This is a genomic window from Trinickia symbiotica, assembly GCF_003028655.1.
GTDB lineage: Bacteria > Pseudomonadota > Gammaproteobacteria > Burkholderiales > Burkholderiaceae > Trinickia > Trinickia symbiotica_A.
The window spans coordinates 291973-308711 of record NZ_PYUC01000002.1; the positions used below are offsets into that span (position 1 = coordinate 291973).

15 protein-coding genes and 1 pseudogene are annotated in these 16739 nt (G+C 63.9%); 3 read left to right on the top strand and 13 right to left on the bottom strand.

Features of this window, described 5'->3' with window-relative positions; genetic code table 11:
* Positions 1-336 precede the first annotated feature (336 nt).
* Positions 337-936 carry a tyrosine-type recombinase/integrase gene (locus C9I57_RS04790; protein ID WP_107149501.1) on the bottom strand — a complete coding sequence of 200 codons (600 nt, stop codon included), beginning with the start codon at positions 934-936 and terminating at the stop codon, positions 337-339.
* A 260-nt stretch (positions 937-1196) separates the two neighbouring features.
* Between C9I57_RS04790 and C9I57_RS04795 the strand changes: the two genes are divergently transcribed.
* Entirely contained in the window at positions 1197-2180 is a 984-nt protein-coding gene (locus tag C9I57_RS04795; RefSeq protein ID WP_258187500.1) for an alpha/beta hydrolase family protein, read from the top strand.
* A gap of 141 nt (positions 2181-2321) precedes the next feature.
* Here C9I57_RS04795 and C9I57_RS33140 read toward each other — a convergent pair.
* Positions 2322-2568 (bottom strand): annotated as a pseudogene (locus C9I57_RS33140) (integrase); the annotation flags it as partial.
* On the opposite strand from C9I57_RS33140, the gene C9I57_RS32365 reads away from it, so the two are divergent.
* Positions 2471-3001, top strand: a complete 531-nt coding sequence (locus C9I57_RS32365) for a hypothetical protein (RefSeq protein WP_181321726.1) — start codon at positions 2471-2473, stop codon at positions 2999-3001. The pseudogene C9I57_RS33140 and the gene C9I57_RS32365 sit on opposite strands and share 98 nt — an antisense overlap.
* Before the next feature lie 118 nt (positions 3002-3119).
* On the opposite strand, the gene C9I57_RS04810 is transcribed toward C9I57_RS32365, so the two are convergent.
* Complete coding sequence (locus C9I57_RS04810; protein ID WP_107149503.1) at positions 3120-4697, bottom strand: FAD-binding oxidoreductase; 1578 nt, start codon at positions 4695-4697, stop codon at positions 3120-3122.
* A gap of 450 nt (positions 4698-5147) precedes the next feature.
* On the opposite strand from C9I57_RS04810, the gene hfq reads away from it, so the two are divergent.
* Entirely contained in the window at positions 5148-5630 is a 483-nt protein-coding gene (gene hfq / locus C9I57_RS04815; RefSeq protein ID WP_107149504.1) for an RNA chaperone Hfq, read from the top strand.
* A gap of 66 nt (positions 5631-5696) precedes the next feature.
* Here the strand turns inward: hfq and C9I57_RS04820 are convergent, their stop codons facing one another.
* The 10 genes from C9I57_RS04820 to C9I57_RS04870 form a co-directional block, all read right to left on the bottom strand.
* The gene (locus C9I57_RS04820; protein WP_018438694.1) at positions 5697-5936 is read right to left on the bottom strand and encodes a hypothetical protein; all 240 of its coding nucleotides are present in this window, start codon (positions 5934-5936) and stop codon (positions 5697-5699) included.
* A gap of 617 nt (positions 5937-6553) precedes the next feature.
* Entirely contained in the window at positions 6554-7321 is a 768-nt protein-coding gene (locus C9I57_RS04830; RefSeq protein WP_107149506.1) for a DUF2968 domain-containing protein, read from the bottom strand.
* A gap of 57 nt (positions 7322-7378) precedes the next feature.
* Positions 7379-8773 (bottom strand): sigma 54-interacting transcriptional regulator, encoded by a 1395-nt coding sequence (locus C9I57_RS04835; protein WP_107149507.1) that lies wholly within the window; start codon positions 8771-8773, stop codon positions 7379-7381.
* A 21-nt stretch (positions 8774-8794) separates the two neighbouring features.
* Positions 8795-10423 carry a TadG family pilus assembly protein gene (locus C9I57_RS04840; RefSeq protein ID WP_181321739.1) on the bottom strand — a complete coding sequence of 543 codons (1629 nt, stop codon included), beginning with the start codon at positions 10421-10423 and terminating at the stop codon, positions 8795-8797.
* A 75-nt stretch (positions 10424-10498) separates the two neighbouring features.
* Entirely contained in the window at positions 10499-10894 is a 396-nt protein-coding gene (locus tag C9I57_RS04845; RefSeq protein ID WP_258187501.1) for a DUF3613 domain-containing protein, read from the bottom strand.
* Positions 10895-10917: 23 nt separating this feature from the next.
* Entirely contained in the window at positions 10918-11859 is a 942-nt protein-coding gene (locus C9I57_RS04850; RefSeq protein WP_258187502.1) for a pilus assembly protein, read from the bottom strand.
* Between the two features lie 72 nt (positions 11860-11931).
* A complete protein-coding gene (locus tag C9I57_RS04855; protein ID WP_107149510.1) occupies positions 11932-13026 on the bottom strand; it encodes a type II secretion system F family protein in 1095 nt (364 codons plus the stop codon).
* Position 13027: 1 nt separating this feature from the next.
* Positions 13028-14026 carry a type II secretion system F family protein gene (locus C9I57_RS04860; RefSeq protein ID WP_107149511.1) on the bottom strand — a complete coding sequence of 333 codons (999 nt, stop codon included), beginning with the start codon at positions 14024-14026 and terminating at the stop codon, positions 13028-13030.
* Entirely contained in the window at positions 14019-15359 is a 1341-nt protein-coding gene (locus C9I57_RS04865; protein WP_107149512.1) for a CpaF family protein, read from the bottom strand. The genes C9I57_RS04860 and C9I57_RS04865 overlap by 8 nt, the downstream gene beginning before the upstream one ends.
* 3 nt (positions 15360-15362) lie before the next feature.
* Complete coding sequence (locus tag C9I57_RS04870; protein WP_107149513.1) at positions 15363-16667, bottom strand: fimbrial protein; 1305 nt, start codon at positions 16665-16667, stop codon at positions 15363-15365.
* Between the last annotated feature and the right edge of the window lie 72 nt (positions 16668-16739).

A 16739-nucleotide genomic window follows, 5' to 3' on the forward strand; every position in this document is an offset into this window, starting at 1 on the left:
ATCTGGTAGGTTTGTGGATGCTTTGCCGCCAGTCGATTGAAAGTAGAGCTTGCGAAAAACATCCAAGCTACGACGAACGGAATCCAGGCAATCAGTAACCAAGGTTTGGGATGCACGCGGGTCCCTTACGATTTCATTATATTTGACTTGCAACGGTACGATGCGATGGGCCGCTTCGATGACCAACGCAGCTTTTACCTGAGTTGTGTGGTTGAAGGTCAGGGAGCGATATCTGCATATCGCCGACAACCCTGGCGCCAATTGTCACCGATTCAGCTCGTCACGTCGACCGACCGCTCTTGGCCGGTCAGCGCCCCCTCGCTAACCGACCTGCCCCTACACTTCCGTTTGTTCCGCCATTTCAAGTGCGTCATCCACCTCGATGCCGAGGTAGCGGACTGTACTTTCAAGCTTCGTGTGGCCGAGCAACAGCTGGACCGCCCGAAGGTTCTTCGTGCGGCGGTAGGTCAACGGCGCCTTGGTCCGGCGCATCGTGTGCGTACCGTAAGCAGTGTCGTCCAGCCCGATTGACGCGACCCACCGATGAACCAGCCGGGCGTATTGTCGCGTCGACAAGTGCGGTGAGTCGTGAATTCTGCTCGGGAATAAGAAGTCGGATGCATGCAGCCTCGCATGCCTTATCCAAGCTGCCACGCTGTCGCGGGTCTGTTCGGTGATCTCGAACTGTACCGGCCGTTGCGTCTTCTGCTGCATGATCGTCGCGCGGCTGGCGATGTGCTCCCCGTGACAGACGTCGCACACCCGCAGCTTGCTGTCGATCGCGAGATTGAACATGGCTAAGTCCCGCACTTGGGAAGAAAGCTGCAGGCGCACGCGAATCGCCCAGATTTCCTTAAGCTTCAGCGGTGGCTTCTGGCCGGTCAATCTTCCTTTATTCCACCGCACCCGCGACGAACCGATCTTGGCTGTGTTCATGACAATCTCCTTTCGATTGAAGGGAGATCCAGTCTGCGTCCGGAGCAATGGGCGCCACCCGACCCCAAGCCGTCATTCGGGCTCCTGTAAATCGGACACTCGGCGGTGTCCTGTACCATCCAAGGTGGACTCTCAGATCAATTGATTCTCCTTCCTCGAAACAATCAACGCGACCGAGGCGCCTTGGTCAAGTGACGGCTTGCTTCGCCGCGCCTACTCGGTACCGTTCGGTCTGAGCGACGACAACAACGGAGATGATCATGAGGTTGATGGCCATTCTCACCGCCCTTTGGGGCTTGATTGCCGCGCCTGTCTTCGCAGCCGATGTCGGCTTTGCGGAGGTCAAAATACCGAACGGTGCTGAGCCACCGCTCACGGCCGGCATCTGGTTTCCGACTAACGCGCCGGCGACTCCGCACTCGTTGGACACTTTCACACAGACTGTAGCGCTGGACGCGCCGATCGCTGGCAATCACCTGCCACTGGTGGTGATGTCACACGGCGGCGGAGGCTGGTACAGTGGCCATTACGACACGGCTCTCGCGTTGGCTCACGCGGGCTTCGTCGCGGCAGCTGTCAGTCACGCCGGCGACACTTTCGACGACCAGAGCCGGGTCTTGCAACTCTGGCGCCGTCCCGCCCAGCTTCACCGGCTGGTTGACTACATGCTCGACGAGTGGCGTTGGCACAAGCGGCTGGATGCGGCCCGAATCGGCGCGTTTGGCTTTTCCAACGGCGGCTTCACCGTGCTCGTGGCCGCAGGCGGTATCCCGGACCTTTCAAAAATCGCCCCGTTTTGTGAGGTCCACCCGGATCATGATCTGTGTGAGGCCCTGAAGCAGGCAGGCGTCGACCTGCGCTTCGCCGCGAATGTTCCCGCCGGCGCCTGGGTTCACGATCCGCGCATCAAGGCCCTCGTCATCGCTGCACCTTCGTTTGGATTTACTTTCGGCCGCACAGGGCTAAGCGGCGTTCACGCCACGGTCCAGCTCTGGAGCGCGGCCGACGATCGGCATCAGCCGCATCCCTACTATGACGAGCCGGTACGCGCCGACTTGCCCCATGCGCCCGAATATCACGTGGTTGCCAACGCAGGTCACTACGACTTCCTGCCACGGTGCGATGCGCGTCTTTCCCGGATGCGGCCGGAAATCTGCAACAGCCTGCCGGGCTTCGACCGGGCGGCGTTCCATGAACAATTCAACATCGATGTGGTGCGGTTTTTCCTGGCCATGCTGCCATAGGACACTTTTCGTCTTGAGTGCGCTGGCACCGCGGGTCATGAGGCCGTTGACTGCAGCCTTTGGGGAATCACGACCGAACGTCCCTTCCTGGCCGGCAAGCGACCGCTCGCCGGCCGTCACTCTTCATACTTTTGTCTGCGGCTTCAATCCGCGCACTTGGATCCAGGCCTCGAGGCTCTTACGAGTTTGGTCCGTGACCTCAAACTGAACAGGTCGTTGCGTCTTCTGCTGCATTACCATTGCCCGGGATCCGACGTGGGAGCCTTGGCAGATATCCTGCACGAGTGCGAATGTTCGACGACATTTGCAGCCTAGTGCGGATCGCCCAGATTTCCGGAAGCTTCGGCGGCGGCTTATGGCCGGTGAGCTTGCCCTTGTTCCACGGCACGCACGAGCCGGCGAGAGCAGTACGCGTTTCCATGACGATCTCCTTTCAATCGAAGGGAGATCTAGTGAACGCCCGCCCCGCCGCAGGTGTCAGTTCAACGTTGAATGAATCTTGGCAACTGATCCGCCAGGACTCCCGCAGTCGCTCAGGACAAAGCGTCGATGCCAAACGAAACAACGCCGGCGCTGCCAGATTCATGCATTACCGTTCGGCCCTCGCTTCGCGCCAAATGCCGAATCACAAAGAAATCGGACGCACGCAACGCACCGACCACGGACACGCGCGTGCCTCTCAGTGCCCGATACCAAAGCGCACCGACGTCATCGCCGCCATCGATCACCGAGGCGCCATGCGCAATGGCGGACCGCGCCCATTCGACGCTTTCATCGAGCGACGCATCGACGATGACGACGACAGGCCCGGCGGCTACTGAATGTCGATCGCCCGACACCATAGCGCGCCCGAACCCTCCGCTAGCCGCCAGCCCGGCGCTCGCCATCAGGAAAATGCGTCGATTCATGCTGCCACCGCCCTCTGCATCGCCTTACGCGTTAGGTATAACCGCGCCTGCTACGCCACATACGCGGCCAAATCCCCGACTTGCCCGGCGCGAGAATCCCTTGTGGATCGAGGGCATCCTTGATCGTCTCCGAAAACCGTAGCAGCGCGCCGTCGTTGAAATCGTACTGCGCGGCGGCGAAATCCATATACGCAAGGTGAGCACGATATTCGCCGTATCCTTCGGCGCGCGCATCACTCATCAGCACACGCAGCAAGTCCTCGGCCGCATCGCTTTCGAGCGCGTCGTCGCGATTGAAAATGATCGCCATGATGTGATGAAGATGGCGCGCGCCGGCTGTGAATCCACCGTAGTAATCAAACCCATACTCCGCCGCGCGCGTCTTGGCCACCAAATACTGCCGCATCGCATCGCCCCCCGTGAACGGACAGATCGGCGAAAAATCGACATGCGCCCCATTGCCGCCGCGCCAATCGAGCATGCGAAAAGCGGCCATCGTCGGAATCCCGGCCATGTTGCGGTCGCCGCCGGCCGACGGTTCCTCGTCGCCGACGTAGCGTGCCGCGTCGATCTCGGCGCCACGCACACGCAACAAAGCGCGCCTGACGATCGCATACTGCGCTTCGACGATCTCGGGTACCCCGTAGAGCCCGAACCGCAGGTTCCAGCGACCAATGCCGAGTTGCTTGGCCATCGCAGCCACCGCGGCGTCGGGCATCGGCCCGCTGCCCTCATACCATTGCGAGCGCGAAGAAATCCCGGCCGCAAAACGGATCGCCCCTTCGATAACCGCATGATTGCGGATCGTTTCATCGAGCTTGAACGGGCGCAACGCTTCAACAACCGCTACAAGATCCGCTTCCTCGCGAAATCGCGCATGCGCGAGCAGATAGGACGCTGGCCTCGGCATCAGCGCGATGCCGAGTTTCGTGACGATTCCGAAGTTCGACTGCATAAACATCGCATCGTACGAAGGCCCGAAACCGGGCTTGTAAAGCTGCCAGGCTCTGCCGATCTCGATGCCGCCCATGCCCGTGCGAATGACGTCGCCGTTCGCGAGCACGACCTCCATCCCGCATTGCGCCGCCGCGTGATCGCCGTAGGGCGTGTAGCCGACCCCCCGCTCTAGCGCATTGCCGACCACGCTCCCCCATCCCGCCGCCGCGGGGTCGATCCACAACTTCGAGCCACGCTCGCGCAAGTGAGCGTAAAGATCGAAATACGTCACCCCAGGCTCGACCAGCGCGTAGGCAAGCGTCTCGTTCACTTCGAGCACGCGGTTCATCCGCTTGAGGTCGAGAACGACTGAACCGGTCAAGCGCGGCGCGGCGCCGCCGTACGCGAAGTTGCGGCCGGTCGAGACCGGCCAGAGCGGCAGCGCATATGCGCGCGCCACGCGCAGCACTTCGCGGATTTCATCGACGGAGCTCGGCAATACGGCCGCCGACGCCGCGAACCGTTGCTCCCGCGGCCCCGGCACGAACGGATCCGCGTACTCGGTCAGCGCGTCTTCACTGGCGAGCACGTACGCGTTGCCGACGATCGACGCCAACTCGTCCAACGCCGCGCGAAAACGAGACTCGGAGAGATTCGGGGGAAGGACTTTCATGGTCGTTGCCGCTCGTCCGAAATTTTCGATTTCATCTGGCTCTCGCGAAAATTACGGCCTAATGTGTGGGAGTCGAGCATCGAATCGATGTTCGACCACGAGGCCGGACTGTCGTGGTACGCCAACGCACCATCGCCGATCGGCCGATACGGACTGACCAACCGCGGATTGACGAGCAGATTGTCCCACGAACGAAAGCGACGCCCCGACCCGCCGATATCGACCGGTCGGGGAGAAACCGTGTGCAGCCGCCATCGAACGGATGGAGGAACTCGGCCGCGCGTTCAGCCTCTATCGAACTCGCGCCGAGCACGTGCCGCATGGAGCGAATGGCGGTCCACTGGCCCTCATTCGCCGGACACGGGTTAAAATCGCGGCCAGCCCGGAATCGCGCGCCTCGTTGCGCCTCTCACTAACTCAACTGGAGCAGCTTGCGCTGCCGTCCTTGCAATGCCGAATCCGTCAGAATCGCATCCGCAGAACGACTTCATGAATGCCGCGCGCAAAGAACGCAAGCGCGTCGAAATCTATCTTGTCAACGGCATTCGCCTGACGGGATGCATCGAATCGTTCGATCAATATCTGGTCATGCTGCGCACGCCCGTGGGGCTGCAAGGCATCTACAAACGGGCCATTTCGACGATCCAGCTCGATACGGGCACCCGCCCCGGCCCGCGCGGCCCACGCCCGGGCGGACACGGCGAGCGCGAGCGGCACGGCCCGCGCGAGGGCTCGGGACCGTACCGCGAATCGCGTGAACCGCGCGAGCCGCGTGAACCGCGGGAAGCGCACGGCGCGCCCACGCCTTCTCAGTCGGATCGGACCACCAACGAAGGCCCCGTCGTCGTGACGCGCCGCCGCCGGCCGTTCAGTACCGCGCCCCATAACGGTGAGCACGGCAACACCGGCGGCGACAACAGCAATAACGAGTAAAGAAGGACGTAGGGGCCTGCTCACACTCGTGGCAGGCCCCCGGGACGACGCTCGCCGCAGTAGTGCCTACAAGGCAGGTTCCCCGTTGCGCTGGGCGAGCCTTTCAAGAATTGCTTCGACGCGCGCGCGTTGCTCGCGCGTCAGTTCGAATTGATGCCGGACCGAGAGGACGCGGCGTTCCCAGTATTGGGCGTTGAGCATGCGATTGTCGGGTTCGCGGATCGCTCGCTCGAGGTGATCGAGGTCGGCATCGACAAGATGTAGCGCATGCACCCTGCGGGGCTGTTCCGTCTGCTGAATTCCCATTGCTATCCCAAAGGTGAAGACGCGAGAGTAGTGGCAAATTTGGTGCCTTCAGCGGCGCAAGAAGACTAGGTTGTATAGATGGCGGGCGTTTCGCCCCGATCCAAGCCTTCGACAAATAATCAGAAGATTAGGCGGAAGCAAGCAGCAATTACAAGGTAGCTGCAGATTATGCATAGGAGATGGCGGAAGCAGCAGCGGTCACATCGATGCGTTATGCTGGTTCTTCACTTCTCGTCACGAGGAGACCGTCATGCCAAAGACTCACCCGCCCGCCCCTCGTCCTATCGAATCATCGGATGATAGGCTCGACGAGGCACTGGGGGAAACCTTCCCCGCGAGCGATCCCATCGCTGTCGATGCGGCCGAGCCGAAAGGCGAAAGGAAGCACGCTAAAACCGCTCAAGCGGACGGGTCAGCGAAAGATAAGAAGTCAAAAGCAAAGCGGCCGCCGCCGCCCGCTCGCTAGCGATAGGGCGGAAAATGCCGATGTCTCTCCGGACAAGGCATGCCAGGAGAGACGGAGAGGACTGACCATATTGCGCGATTGTGGTGCACGGCGCCACGTCGTCCGTAAGGACGGCGCGGCGCCGTGGCCAAATCGGCCGTTTTCAAATAGATCAGTGAATGCTGTGCGGCAATCCCTGCTCGTTCTCGCGTTGCAGCGACTGAACCTGGCGCCGCAAATCGCGCAGTTGGTCCTGCGCGGCGCGTTTCTGCATCTCGAGCGCGGCCGCTTCCTCGCGCGTTTCTTTCTGGCGGCTCGCGAAGAGCGTCTGTTGCTGATGCGCCACATCGAGATCAGCTTGCAAGCGATCGGCGCGCGCCTGCTGCAGCGCGATCTGCCGCTCGGTGTAGGCCTTTTGCGCGGCGAGCTTCGCGCGACGCAATTCGACATCGGCAAGCTGTGCACTCTTCTTGACGAAGTCGGCGTAGATCTGTTCCGCACGCGCGTCGTCGTGCGTCTTGATCACTCGCCAAAAGTTCTTTTGTTGAAAGAGCGCGATGTAGTACGTCAAATCGTCGCCGTGAAGCAACAGGCTCGCCCCGTAGCTGCCGTTGTAGCTCGTGCGCAACTCCGTTAGCTCGTTGCTGCGCATCAGGCGACGCAGCTCGGCAACGTTGCCCTGCGCCTCTTTTGTGTCGTCGGACGTCGTCGCCGACGCCGATTGATCCGGCGCAATCGTTGTCGAAGCCGACAAAGCGACAACCGGCGCAGGCGCGGCGGCTACAACGGCCGCCGATGCAGCCACGGGCGCCGACATTGACGGCGTGGCCGATGCGACTTCTCCGGCCGACTGTGCACCGGCACAGCCCACCATCCCGATTCCCCCGATGACGACAAGCGCGGCAAGCGCTGTCCCCCGCATACGAGAAAAATTCCTCATTGTCAATTCCTGGCGCTAGTAGTTCTAATTGGAACAGGCTACTTCAGCGCGTCATTATTACTCAGTTTCTCTTGTTTCGGGCTCCTCATCGAATATTTGGTATTTCCGCATCTTTTCCCACAACACTTTGCGGCTGATGCCGAGGTACTGAGCGGTGTCCTGGCGTCGCCACGCGTTGGTCGCGAGCGCGGCGAGCACGCGGCTGCGCTCGGCCATGTCCCACTTGCTGCGGTCCACGATGACCTCGCTCGCGCTTTCGGCCGGTATCGGCTGGGCATTGCGCGCGTGGGCGAGCAAGCGCTTGAGCCGCGGCGCATCCCAGCTGCCGATCTGCCGCACGGTCACGCCGATGCGCTCGGCCAGGTTGCGCAACTCGCGCACGTTGCCGGGAAAGTAAGTGTCGGCAACGGAATCGGCCAGCCAATACGGAATCTCGGGGAGCGTGGCGAGCCGGTCGGCGCCTACCACGGAAGCGATAAAGGCATTGAAGATCGCGATCTTGTCGACAGCGCCGCGCTCCTCGAGCGACGGAATCCGTAACTCGATGACGGCGAGCCGGTAAAAGAGGTCAGCCCGAAACGTGCCGTCCTTCACGAGCTGCGGCAGATTCTTGTTGGTCGCGGCGACGAGTCGGAAATCGACTTTGACCGGCGTGGCCGAGCCGATCCGTGTGACGGCGCCGTCTTCCAGCACGCGCAGCAGCTTCACCTGCTGATAGAGCGGAAGGTCGCCGATCTCGTCGAGAAACAGCGTGCCGCCGTCCGCTTGTTCGAAGTACCCTTTGTGCGCGCCGATCGCGCCGGTGAACGAGCCCTTCGCATGGCCGAAGAACAGCGACTCGAAAAGGCCGTCGGGGATGGCGCCGCAATTGACGGGTACGAACGGCCCGTGCCGGTAGCGCGAATGTTTTTCGTGCAGCAGTTGCGCAATCCGCTCTTTGCCGACGCCCGTCTCGCCGCGAATGAGCACGCTCGTGTCGCAATCCGCAAACGTATCGACTTCATGCAGCAGCATTTGCATGGGCTCCGAATGCGCGACGATCGCCGTCGGCGCGGCCGTCCCGGCCGTGTGCGCCCGCAACTGGGCGGCGAGTTTCGTCACCATGCCGCGTAACTCGGCGCACGTGAAATCGAGCGGCAGCACATGCGAATATTCGGGCGGATAGGTGGCGGGATCGCGCTCGCGCGGCACCGCGCCGACCCAGATCACGGGCATGCCGCTCGTTGCCTGCCAGTCGTGCAGCGCGCGCGAGCCGCCATCGATCACGCTCACGCTGATGATCGCCAACGCGGCGCGCGAGGGGCTGCTGCGTTCGGGCGCCGTCGCGCCGTCGGCGCGGATGACCTCGACGTCGAAGCTCGCCATGCAGCGAATCACGCGCTCGACGATATCGGCCTTGCCCTCCCAGACATAGATGTCCAGTTCCTCGATCGTATTGTTGGCGGCTCTCATTGTTCGATTTCGAATGTCTTGTCAGTAAACCAGTTTCGGCGCGCCGCAAGTCAGCGACAGGTCATGAATCGTCGTGACGCCGGCTTGCACGCCGAGCAGTTGCAGCAGCGGATCGATGCGGATAGCGGCAATTCCCTCGAGAAGCGGCTCGAGCGCGGAGGTCACAATCGACACGTCGATGCCGTCAACCTGCAAGCTGCTCGACAACGCGTTCGTGAGCGCTTCACCGATCCCTGTTCCGAAACTGCCGTATCCGCCGCTCGCGGCGAACGTCAAGGGAGGATCGATCGGGTTGCCGGTCAACGAAGTCGAAGCGTGGGCGGTAACAACGGGGATGCCTGCCACCTCGAGGATCGTCGCCGGTTGCGTTGGACAACTAAATGCCTGCGAGGCGGCTTGGGGATTCGCGGCCTGATCGGCGATACAAAGATTTGCAATCCCGGTCTGCCCGCCGATGATCGAATTGCTGCTCGCCTGCGACGACGTGCAGTTCGTCGATTCGAGCCACGCTTGACCTTGCGCCGCTTCGATGGAAATCGGCACGCTGAGGTTGTCCACGGCGAGCTTCAGATAAAGCCGCACCTGCGCGGCGCTCGCTTCAGTCCGCCATGCCTGCGTCGTCGGATCTCTTCCCGCTTCGCCCACGGCGAGCACGGGCGGCTCGACGATCTGCACCTTGACCGTCGCACTGGCAAGCGCACCAAGGTTCAGGCCCGTCGTGATATCGATCGCAGGCTGCCCCGCATGCGCGATTTCGGCCGCGACGATGAGCGCATCGAGCGGACTGATCGTCGCATCGACGGCGCTTTGCGCATTCGATACGCCGAGTGAGAATAGGCCCGCGGTGCCTGCCATGTTGCCGAGCGGGAATGTCAAAGTGTCCGAAATACCGCCATCGAGGATGGTCTGCAGCGTGGCCATATCGTTCTGCAAGTTCGCATCGGCAATCGATGTGCGCGACAGCGCCGTCAACATCAGGTGCGCGAGCTGAGGAACATCGACCTGTGTCGCGAGCAACTGATCGACGGTCCCGACTCCAGCCGCCGCCATCAGATCGCCGATCTTGATACGCGCATTCGCGAGCGACTCATAGGAGACGAGCGAGAGATCGAGGTTCGTTCCGAGCAGTGCATTCAGCAGGCCGTTGACGGCTCCGCCTTGCAATTGCGCGAGTGCCGTCCCGACGGAAAATGCGCCGATGTTCGTCGCCTGCGCCGTCGACGTTGCGCTGACGGTGCGGACCGGTCCGAGAAAGAAGTACGGGATCTGGCGCGTCACGGTCACCTGCAGCGCATTGAGCGGCGCTCCCGCGTTCGTGCTCGCGAAGTAGCTCGGCGCGCCGTTGGTTTTCGTATCCCATCGGCCGCATGCGACGGTGATCGTCGCGGCGCCTGACGCGTCGATCGAAAAGCCGTTCGCCGCGGCGTTCGCCGTTGCGCTCGCGCTCGCCGCGCCACACCCGCCGCTGATCGTCTGTACGCCGGCCAAAGCGGCGAGGTCGGCGATCCGCTGCAACGAGCGCCGCGCGAAAAAGACGTTGCCGACGTCGAGCGCGCCGAGCGCCGCGACGGCGATCGTCAGAAAGAGAGCCGCCATGACGACGATCGAGCCGCGCTGACGCCGGGCGGCCGATGGCCGAACCGCGCGCATACGCGCGGAGGCGGCCGCTCGCTTGCGGCCGGATAGCGTCGGGAAATTGCGCTCAGGCGACACGTTCGGGACTCGTCAATTGGAATTTGTCGAGGCACCGGCACCGGAGCCGCCGCCGTTCCCGTAGTCGCCAAACGATGGACCTCTCGTTTCGATCGGCGAAGCGAACGATGCCGGAATCTTCGTCTTGAACGAGTCGAGGTAGCGATCGTAGGCGAGGCCCGCTTCCGCGCCGAGGGTCGGCAATGCGGGGCCCGCCGCTTGGTTGCTGCGCTGCAGTTCGAGCCAAGCGCTCGTCGCGTCGCCGACTTCGCTCGCGCGCGTCCTATTCGCGGCTCGCGGCGACGTCTCTTCAGCCGCACTCGGCGATGACGTTGCCACGATCACGGCGGCAGCCGAGACGATGACGGCAATCGCAAAGAGCGGCATCCGGGCTGCAGTGCGAATAACATCGAGAGTCTTTCGTTTCATCGGCTGCTGCTCCTCGTGGCTCGTCACTGTGCGAACTGTTGCAACAACGGAGGCGGCGTTTGATCGATCGGCGCGGCAGCGGAACCTCGCAGCGAGTCGGCCACCGTCGCATCGGCGTGCGCGCGCGCCAGCAGCGTCGGGTCCTGCCGGCTCTCCGGCCGTGGCTGGCGCTTGGCCAACGACGTCTGCGGCCCCAAGCGACGCGCGCGCTCGACGGCAGCCACCTTCGACGCATCGCTTCGAATGGCCTCGCGCACTTCCGGCGAGAAATGCTGCTCGTCCATCAGCGCGCGTGCCTCATGAGTGTGGCCTTGCGCAAGCAATAGCAAGGCGATGTTCGAGAGAATCCGCGCGTTGTGCGCGTCGAGCTCCGCGGCCTGCATCAGCGGCACGCGCGCCCCGGCGACATCGCCATCCCTCAGACGCGCATAGCCGAGATCCGACAGTGTCGTTGCATCGATCGGCGCAAGCTCGCTCGCATGCGCGAGCTCACGGCCGGCGTCGGCGAAGTCACCCGCCGCGCCCGCGAGCAACCCGAGGCCGCGGTATCCGCGCGCCGCCAGTGGCGTCCCGAGCAGCGATCGGTAAGCGCTTGCGCTCGCATCGGCTTGCCCCGTGATGCGCAGTGCGTCGGCACGCAGCAGCGTCGATTCGGGCGTCGCGCCGTACTGCTTCTCATAGGCATCGATATGCGCGAGCGACGCATAGTAGAGCCCCTCTGCCTGCATCCGGTCGATCAGCGCGAGATAGACGCCGGGCGTGTCGGGCTTGCTTTCCCGCTGTGCGTTTGCCGCCGTTTGCATGGCCGCGGCGCGTTCGGCCTGCGGGCCGATGCCGTAGCCCGATTCCTTGAACGCGCAAGCGCTGGCGGCAAGCGTCGTGATCGCGCAAACCGCGAGCGTGAAATAGCGGGAATACCTCGTGCGAAGTTCCGTCTCGACACGCACGCGTAGGAGTCGCTTCATTTTTTTCCGTTCCGATTACAGTCCGTCGTTCATCCGTATCGTTACCCGCGCTTAATTCGTCTCTCGCATCGATCAATGCCGTTGTGTCCTCAAACTGTGCGTGGCGGTGACCACGCCGGGCCCCGCCGTCACGATCAAGAGGGCAGGCAGCAGCGTCAGGATCATGACCCCCGTCATCTTCACGGTCAGGCGTCCGATCCGCTCGCGCAGCATCGAGCGGCGCGTCTCGCGCAACCGGTCGCCGAATTGCTTGAGCGGTTCCTGCACCGCGCCGCCGTGCCGGTCGACCTGAACCATCAGGCGTACGACGGCGCGCAAATCCTCGTTGCCGAAGCTCGCGGCGAGCCGCTGCAGCGACTGCTCGCGCGTGCGCCCCGCCACGAACTGGCGCTGCGCGATCTCGACCTCGCGCGACAGCACCGGCAGCATCGAGCGGAAATCGTTGGCCATCACTTGCAGGCTTTGATCGAGCGAGAGGCCGACGCCTTGCAACAGCCTTAGCAGATCGACGAATCCGGGCAATTCCTCGATGACGCTGCGGCGCCTCAGCGACGCCCTGCGCGTGAGGACGAGCTTCGGCAGCATGAAGCCCACTGTCAGCGCTACCGCCGCGGCGGCGAGCCACGGTCCGCCACGCACGCCTGCATACGAGCCAGCGGCAATCGCAAGCACGACGGCACCGCCGAGCCGCGACATCAGGAAGAGACCGCGTGCATTTGCATCGACGACACCGCATTGATCGAGCAACTGCCTGTCTTCTTGCGCGACGGCATGCCTGCCGAGCGGCGTATCGAGCCAGCGCGCGCCAAGCCGCCCCAAACGCTCGAGCGGCGTTTCGCGGCGTTTCAGCGTCCGCGCTTTGGCCGCGCTCCCATTGCCTGCCTGTCCGCCTGTCTCGCGGGCCGTGGTACCGGCCTCGGCTTGCGCGGGCACTCTGCGCGACGACGCACCGCCCTGCTGAGATGCCAGCGAAGCGGAATGCGCCGTCGTCGCGGCATCGGCCGCGGCTCGCGCCGCCATGGCCAACGCGCGGTCTTCGAGCGCCTTGGCCAACACGCGTGCACCGCGACGCGCCACGACGAGCTGTGCGACGATGACGGCCGCGAACATCAGCAGGCCGAGCGCGGCAAGCGAGAACGCGAGAGCGGCGAGGCGATCGGCTGGCATGTCAAGACCTCAACCGCGTCAGGCGGTAGAGCATGTAGCCTCCTGCCATCTGCAGGCCGAAGGCGACGTAGACGAGCGCACGGCCCGTGGGATCCGCCCACATGGCACTGAAGTAGGTCGGATTCGAGGCAATCAGAAAGCCGCCGATCGCGAGAGGCAGCACGGCGAGCACCCAGGCGGACATGCGCGTCTCCGCCGACATGGCAACCAGCTCGCGCTCGGCCTGCTCGAGATCGCGCATGAAGAGCGACATCCGTTCGAGCATGACGTCGGCCCGGCCGCCGTACTTGACCGACAAGCGCAGCACCGAGCCGACGAATTCGAACTCGCGCACGCCGTAGAGCGCGGCGACCTGACCGAACGCGCGGTCGATCTCGATACCTGCTCGCATCGCGCGCGAGATGCGGTCCATGCATTCGCGCAATGGCGCCTCCGTCGTTTGCAGCGAGGCCTGGAATGCGGCGGGAACGCTGTTGCCCAACGTCACGAGCCGCACGATGCCGTCGAGGAACGTCGGCAATTGCTGCACGATCGAGAGCCGGCGGCGTTGCATGCGCACGCTGACGACGAAGCATGCCGCCGACAAGCACGCCACCGAGGCCGCCGTTGCCGCGAGTGCGCCGGCATCGAGGGCCACCCATGCCGAAATCACGACTATCGCCGCACACAGTGAGACCGCGAGCTTGCGCGCGTCGCCAAGGCCGGCGCGCGTGGCGACATCGTCGAACGCGCGGGCGATGCGCGCGGCTGCTCGTGCTCCGATTCGAGGCTCGCTCACGTTTGTCGCCGCACGCCGCGCGCCGGCGGTCGTGCGTCGCGTATCGGCCGTAGTCGTAGTCGTGCGCTGCGCAACCGCCGCCTTCGGCGCAACGACGCTGCTCTCGATAAAGCGCGCGGCGTTGGCCTCGTGCTGCGAACGTGCGCCGCGCTGCCAAAGCAGAATGGCCATCGCCGCGCAAACGAGCGCGAGCGCGGCGACCCACGCGAGCGCGCTAGACACGGAACCCTCCGTCGGGCTCGAAGCCGCCGTCGAACGGGACGGCACCGCCGAGCATCTGCCTGAAGCGGGCGAGCTTCGGCGAATGCGGGTGAATGCCGAGCGATACCCAGTTGTCGACCTCCTCGCCCTGCTCATCGACGAACGGCTCGAAACGATAGAGCTCCTGTGTCGCGATGATCGTATCGGAGAGGCCGGTGACTTCGGTGATCGACTGAATCCGCCGTCTGCCGTTCGACAAGCGGCCGATCTGCACGATGAAGTCGATCGCATTGGCGATCTGCCGCCGCAAGCTCGACTCCGTGCCCTGGAAGCCGGCGAAGCCAGCCAGCATCTCGAGCCGGTAGAGGCACTCGCGCGGCGAGCTCGCGTGGACCGTGCCCATCGAGCCGTCGTGGCCGGTATTCATCGCCTGCAGCATCTCGAGCACTTCACCGCCGCGAACTTCGCCGACGATGATGCGATCGGGCCGCATCCGCAACGAATTGCGCAGCAGATCGCGGATCGTGACGCGCCCGGCGCCGTCGAAGCCGCCGGGCCGGCTTTCGAGGCGCACGACGTGCGGATGATTCAGGGAGAGCTCCGCGGTATCCTCGATCGTCACGACGCGCTCGGGCTCGGGGATATGGAACGCGAGCGCGTTGAGCAGCGATGTCTTGCCGGAACTCGTGCCACCCGAGACGAGGATGTTGCAGCGCGCGGCAACCGCGGCTTCGAGCAGCGCGCCGATTTCCTCGTTGTACGTGCCGTTGGCGAGCAAATCCGATGGGCGTAGCGGATCCTTGCGAAACTTGCGAATCGAGACGATCGGCCCGTCGAGCGAGAGCGGCTCGATGATGACATTGACCCGCCCGCCGTCCGGCAAGCGCGCATCGACCATCGGGTTCGACTCGTCGAGCCGCCGGCCGATGGGCGCGAGGATGCGGCGCACGATGCGCAGAAGGTGCGCGTTGTCGGTGAAGCGCACGGGCATCTTCGCGAGAATGCCGTGGCGCGATACGTAGACGTCGCGGTAGCCGTTCACGAGAATGTCTTCGACGGCCGGATCGTTGAGCAGATCCTCGATCGGACCGAATCCGGCCAGCTCTTTGGTCAGTGCCTGAGCGATGAGCCGCACTTCGCTCTCGTTGATCGGGATATGGCGCAGCCGCACGAAGCTGTCGATTTCCAGATCGACGAACTGATTGATCGCGCCGCGCGACCATCGGCCAAACTCGGCGCCCAACTCCTCGATGCGCGTGAGCAAGTGCTCGTGCGCCGCATTCTTTACGTCGTGAAACTGCTGCGTGTGGATGAACGAAGAGGCGTCGTCGGCGAATTGGATCTCGTTTGACATCGTCTATGACCGCTTCTGTGGAAGGTGAAGGAAACGCTTGATGCGCGCGAGGCTCGCGGCCGCCTGCCTTCGAGCGACGATCGCGCTGTCGCTGTCGCTGACGCGACGACCTTCATGCTCGCCACCCGGGTCGGCGCCGCCTTCGTTCGTTCGCGTCGAGAGCCGTTGCGCGAGCGCGGCGATCGCGCGTACGTAGGGATCGCGCTCGGCGGCGTCCACGATCAGCTTGCCTTGGTTCGCCGCGCGCCCGAGCGGCACCTGCCGCGAGGGCAGCGTCGCGACGAGCGGCAGGTCGAGCCGCGAGGCGATCTGATCCGCCGCGAGCCCGAGCCGCGGATCGAAACGGTTGACGACGAGCCCGAAGCGGCTCGTATCGACCTGCGCGTCGGCAAGCTCGCGCAGCAGATCGATCGCGGAGACGACCGATGCGATCGACGAGTCGCAGACGAGCCAGATGTCGTCGGCCGCACGTGCGACTTGAGCGATGAAGTCGTTGTTCGAGAAGCCGCCGAGGTCGACGATCTGGCGATCGAAAAAGGCGCGCAGCCGATTGAGCAGCGCGACGGCCGACGAGAACGAAACCGTACGCAGCATCGACAGGTCGGGCGGCAGTGTCGTCAACGCGAGTCCGCTTGCATGACGCGTCAACGCGGTATGTACGAACGTCTTGTCGAAGCGCCGCAAGTTGCGCACGGCCTCGACGAAATCGAATTCGCTGCGCGTGTTGAGATAAAGCATTGAGTCGCCGGCCGGCAGGCCGAGATCGACGATTGCCGCATGCTTGCCGGCGGCGGCGCCTTGCCTTTGCAGTAGCGCGGCCAGATTGGCGGCGAGCGTCGACACGCCGACGCCAACGCGCGCGCCGAGCAGCATAGTCAGTCGGCCATGGCGCGCCTGCGGCTCCGTCACGTTCTCGAGCACATGACGCGCGATCCGAACGGCCTCTTCGGGGCCGGCGCGCACGTCGATGAAATCGCGCACGCCAGCGCGCAGCGCGGCGATGGCGCCCTCGGGCTCCGCGACCGTGCCGACGGCGACGATCTGCAACTGCGGCGAATGCGCGCGCACCGCTTGCACGGCGGATGCGGCCGCATCGACGTCGCTACCGGAGAAATCGACGAAGACGAGCGAAGGATGGAGCGCGGCGATCCGTGGAAGCAATGCCGCGGGCTCGAGCGATACCTGTTCCAGCCGCCCGGCCGCCGCCAGCGTGTCGGCCAGCCAACGCGCATTCGATTCGTGCGACGACGCGAACACGAAATGATCGACGACATCCCTCTCGGTCAACGGTTCAGCCCGTGCATTCATGCCGTTCTCCTGTCGCCCAATGCGATGCTTCCCTTAAGGTTCAGGGACTGCGTTCGGCGCACCTTCATGGCG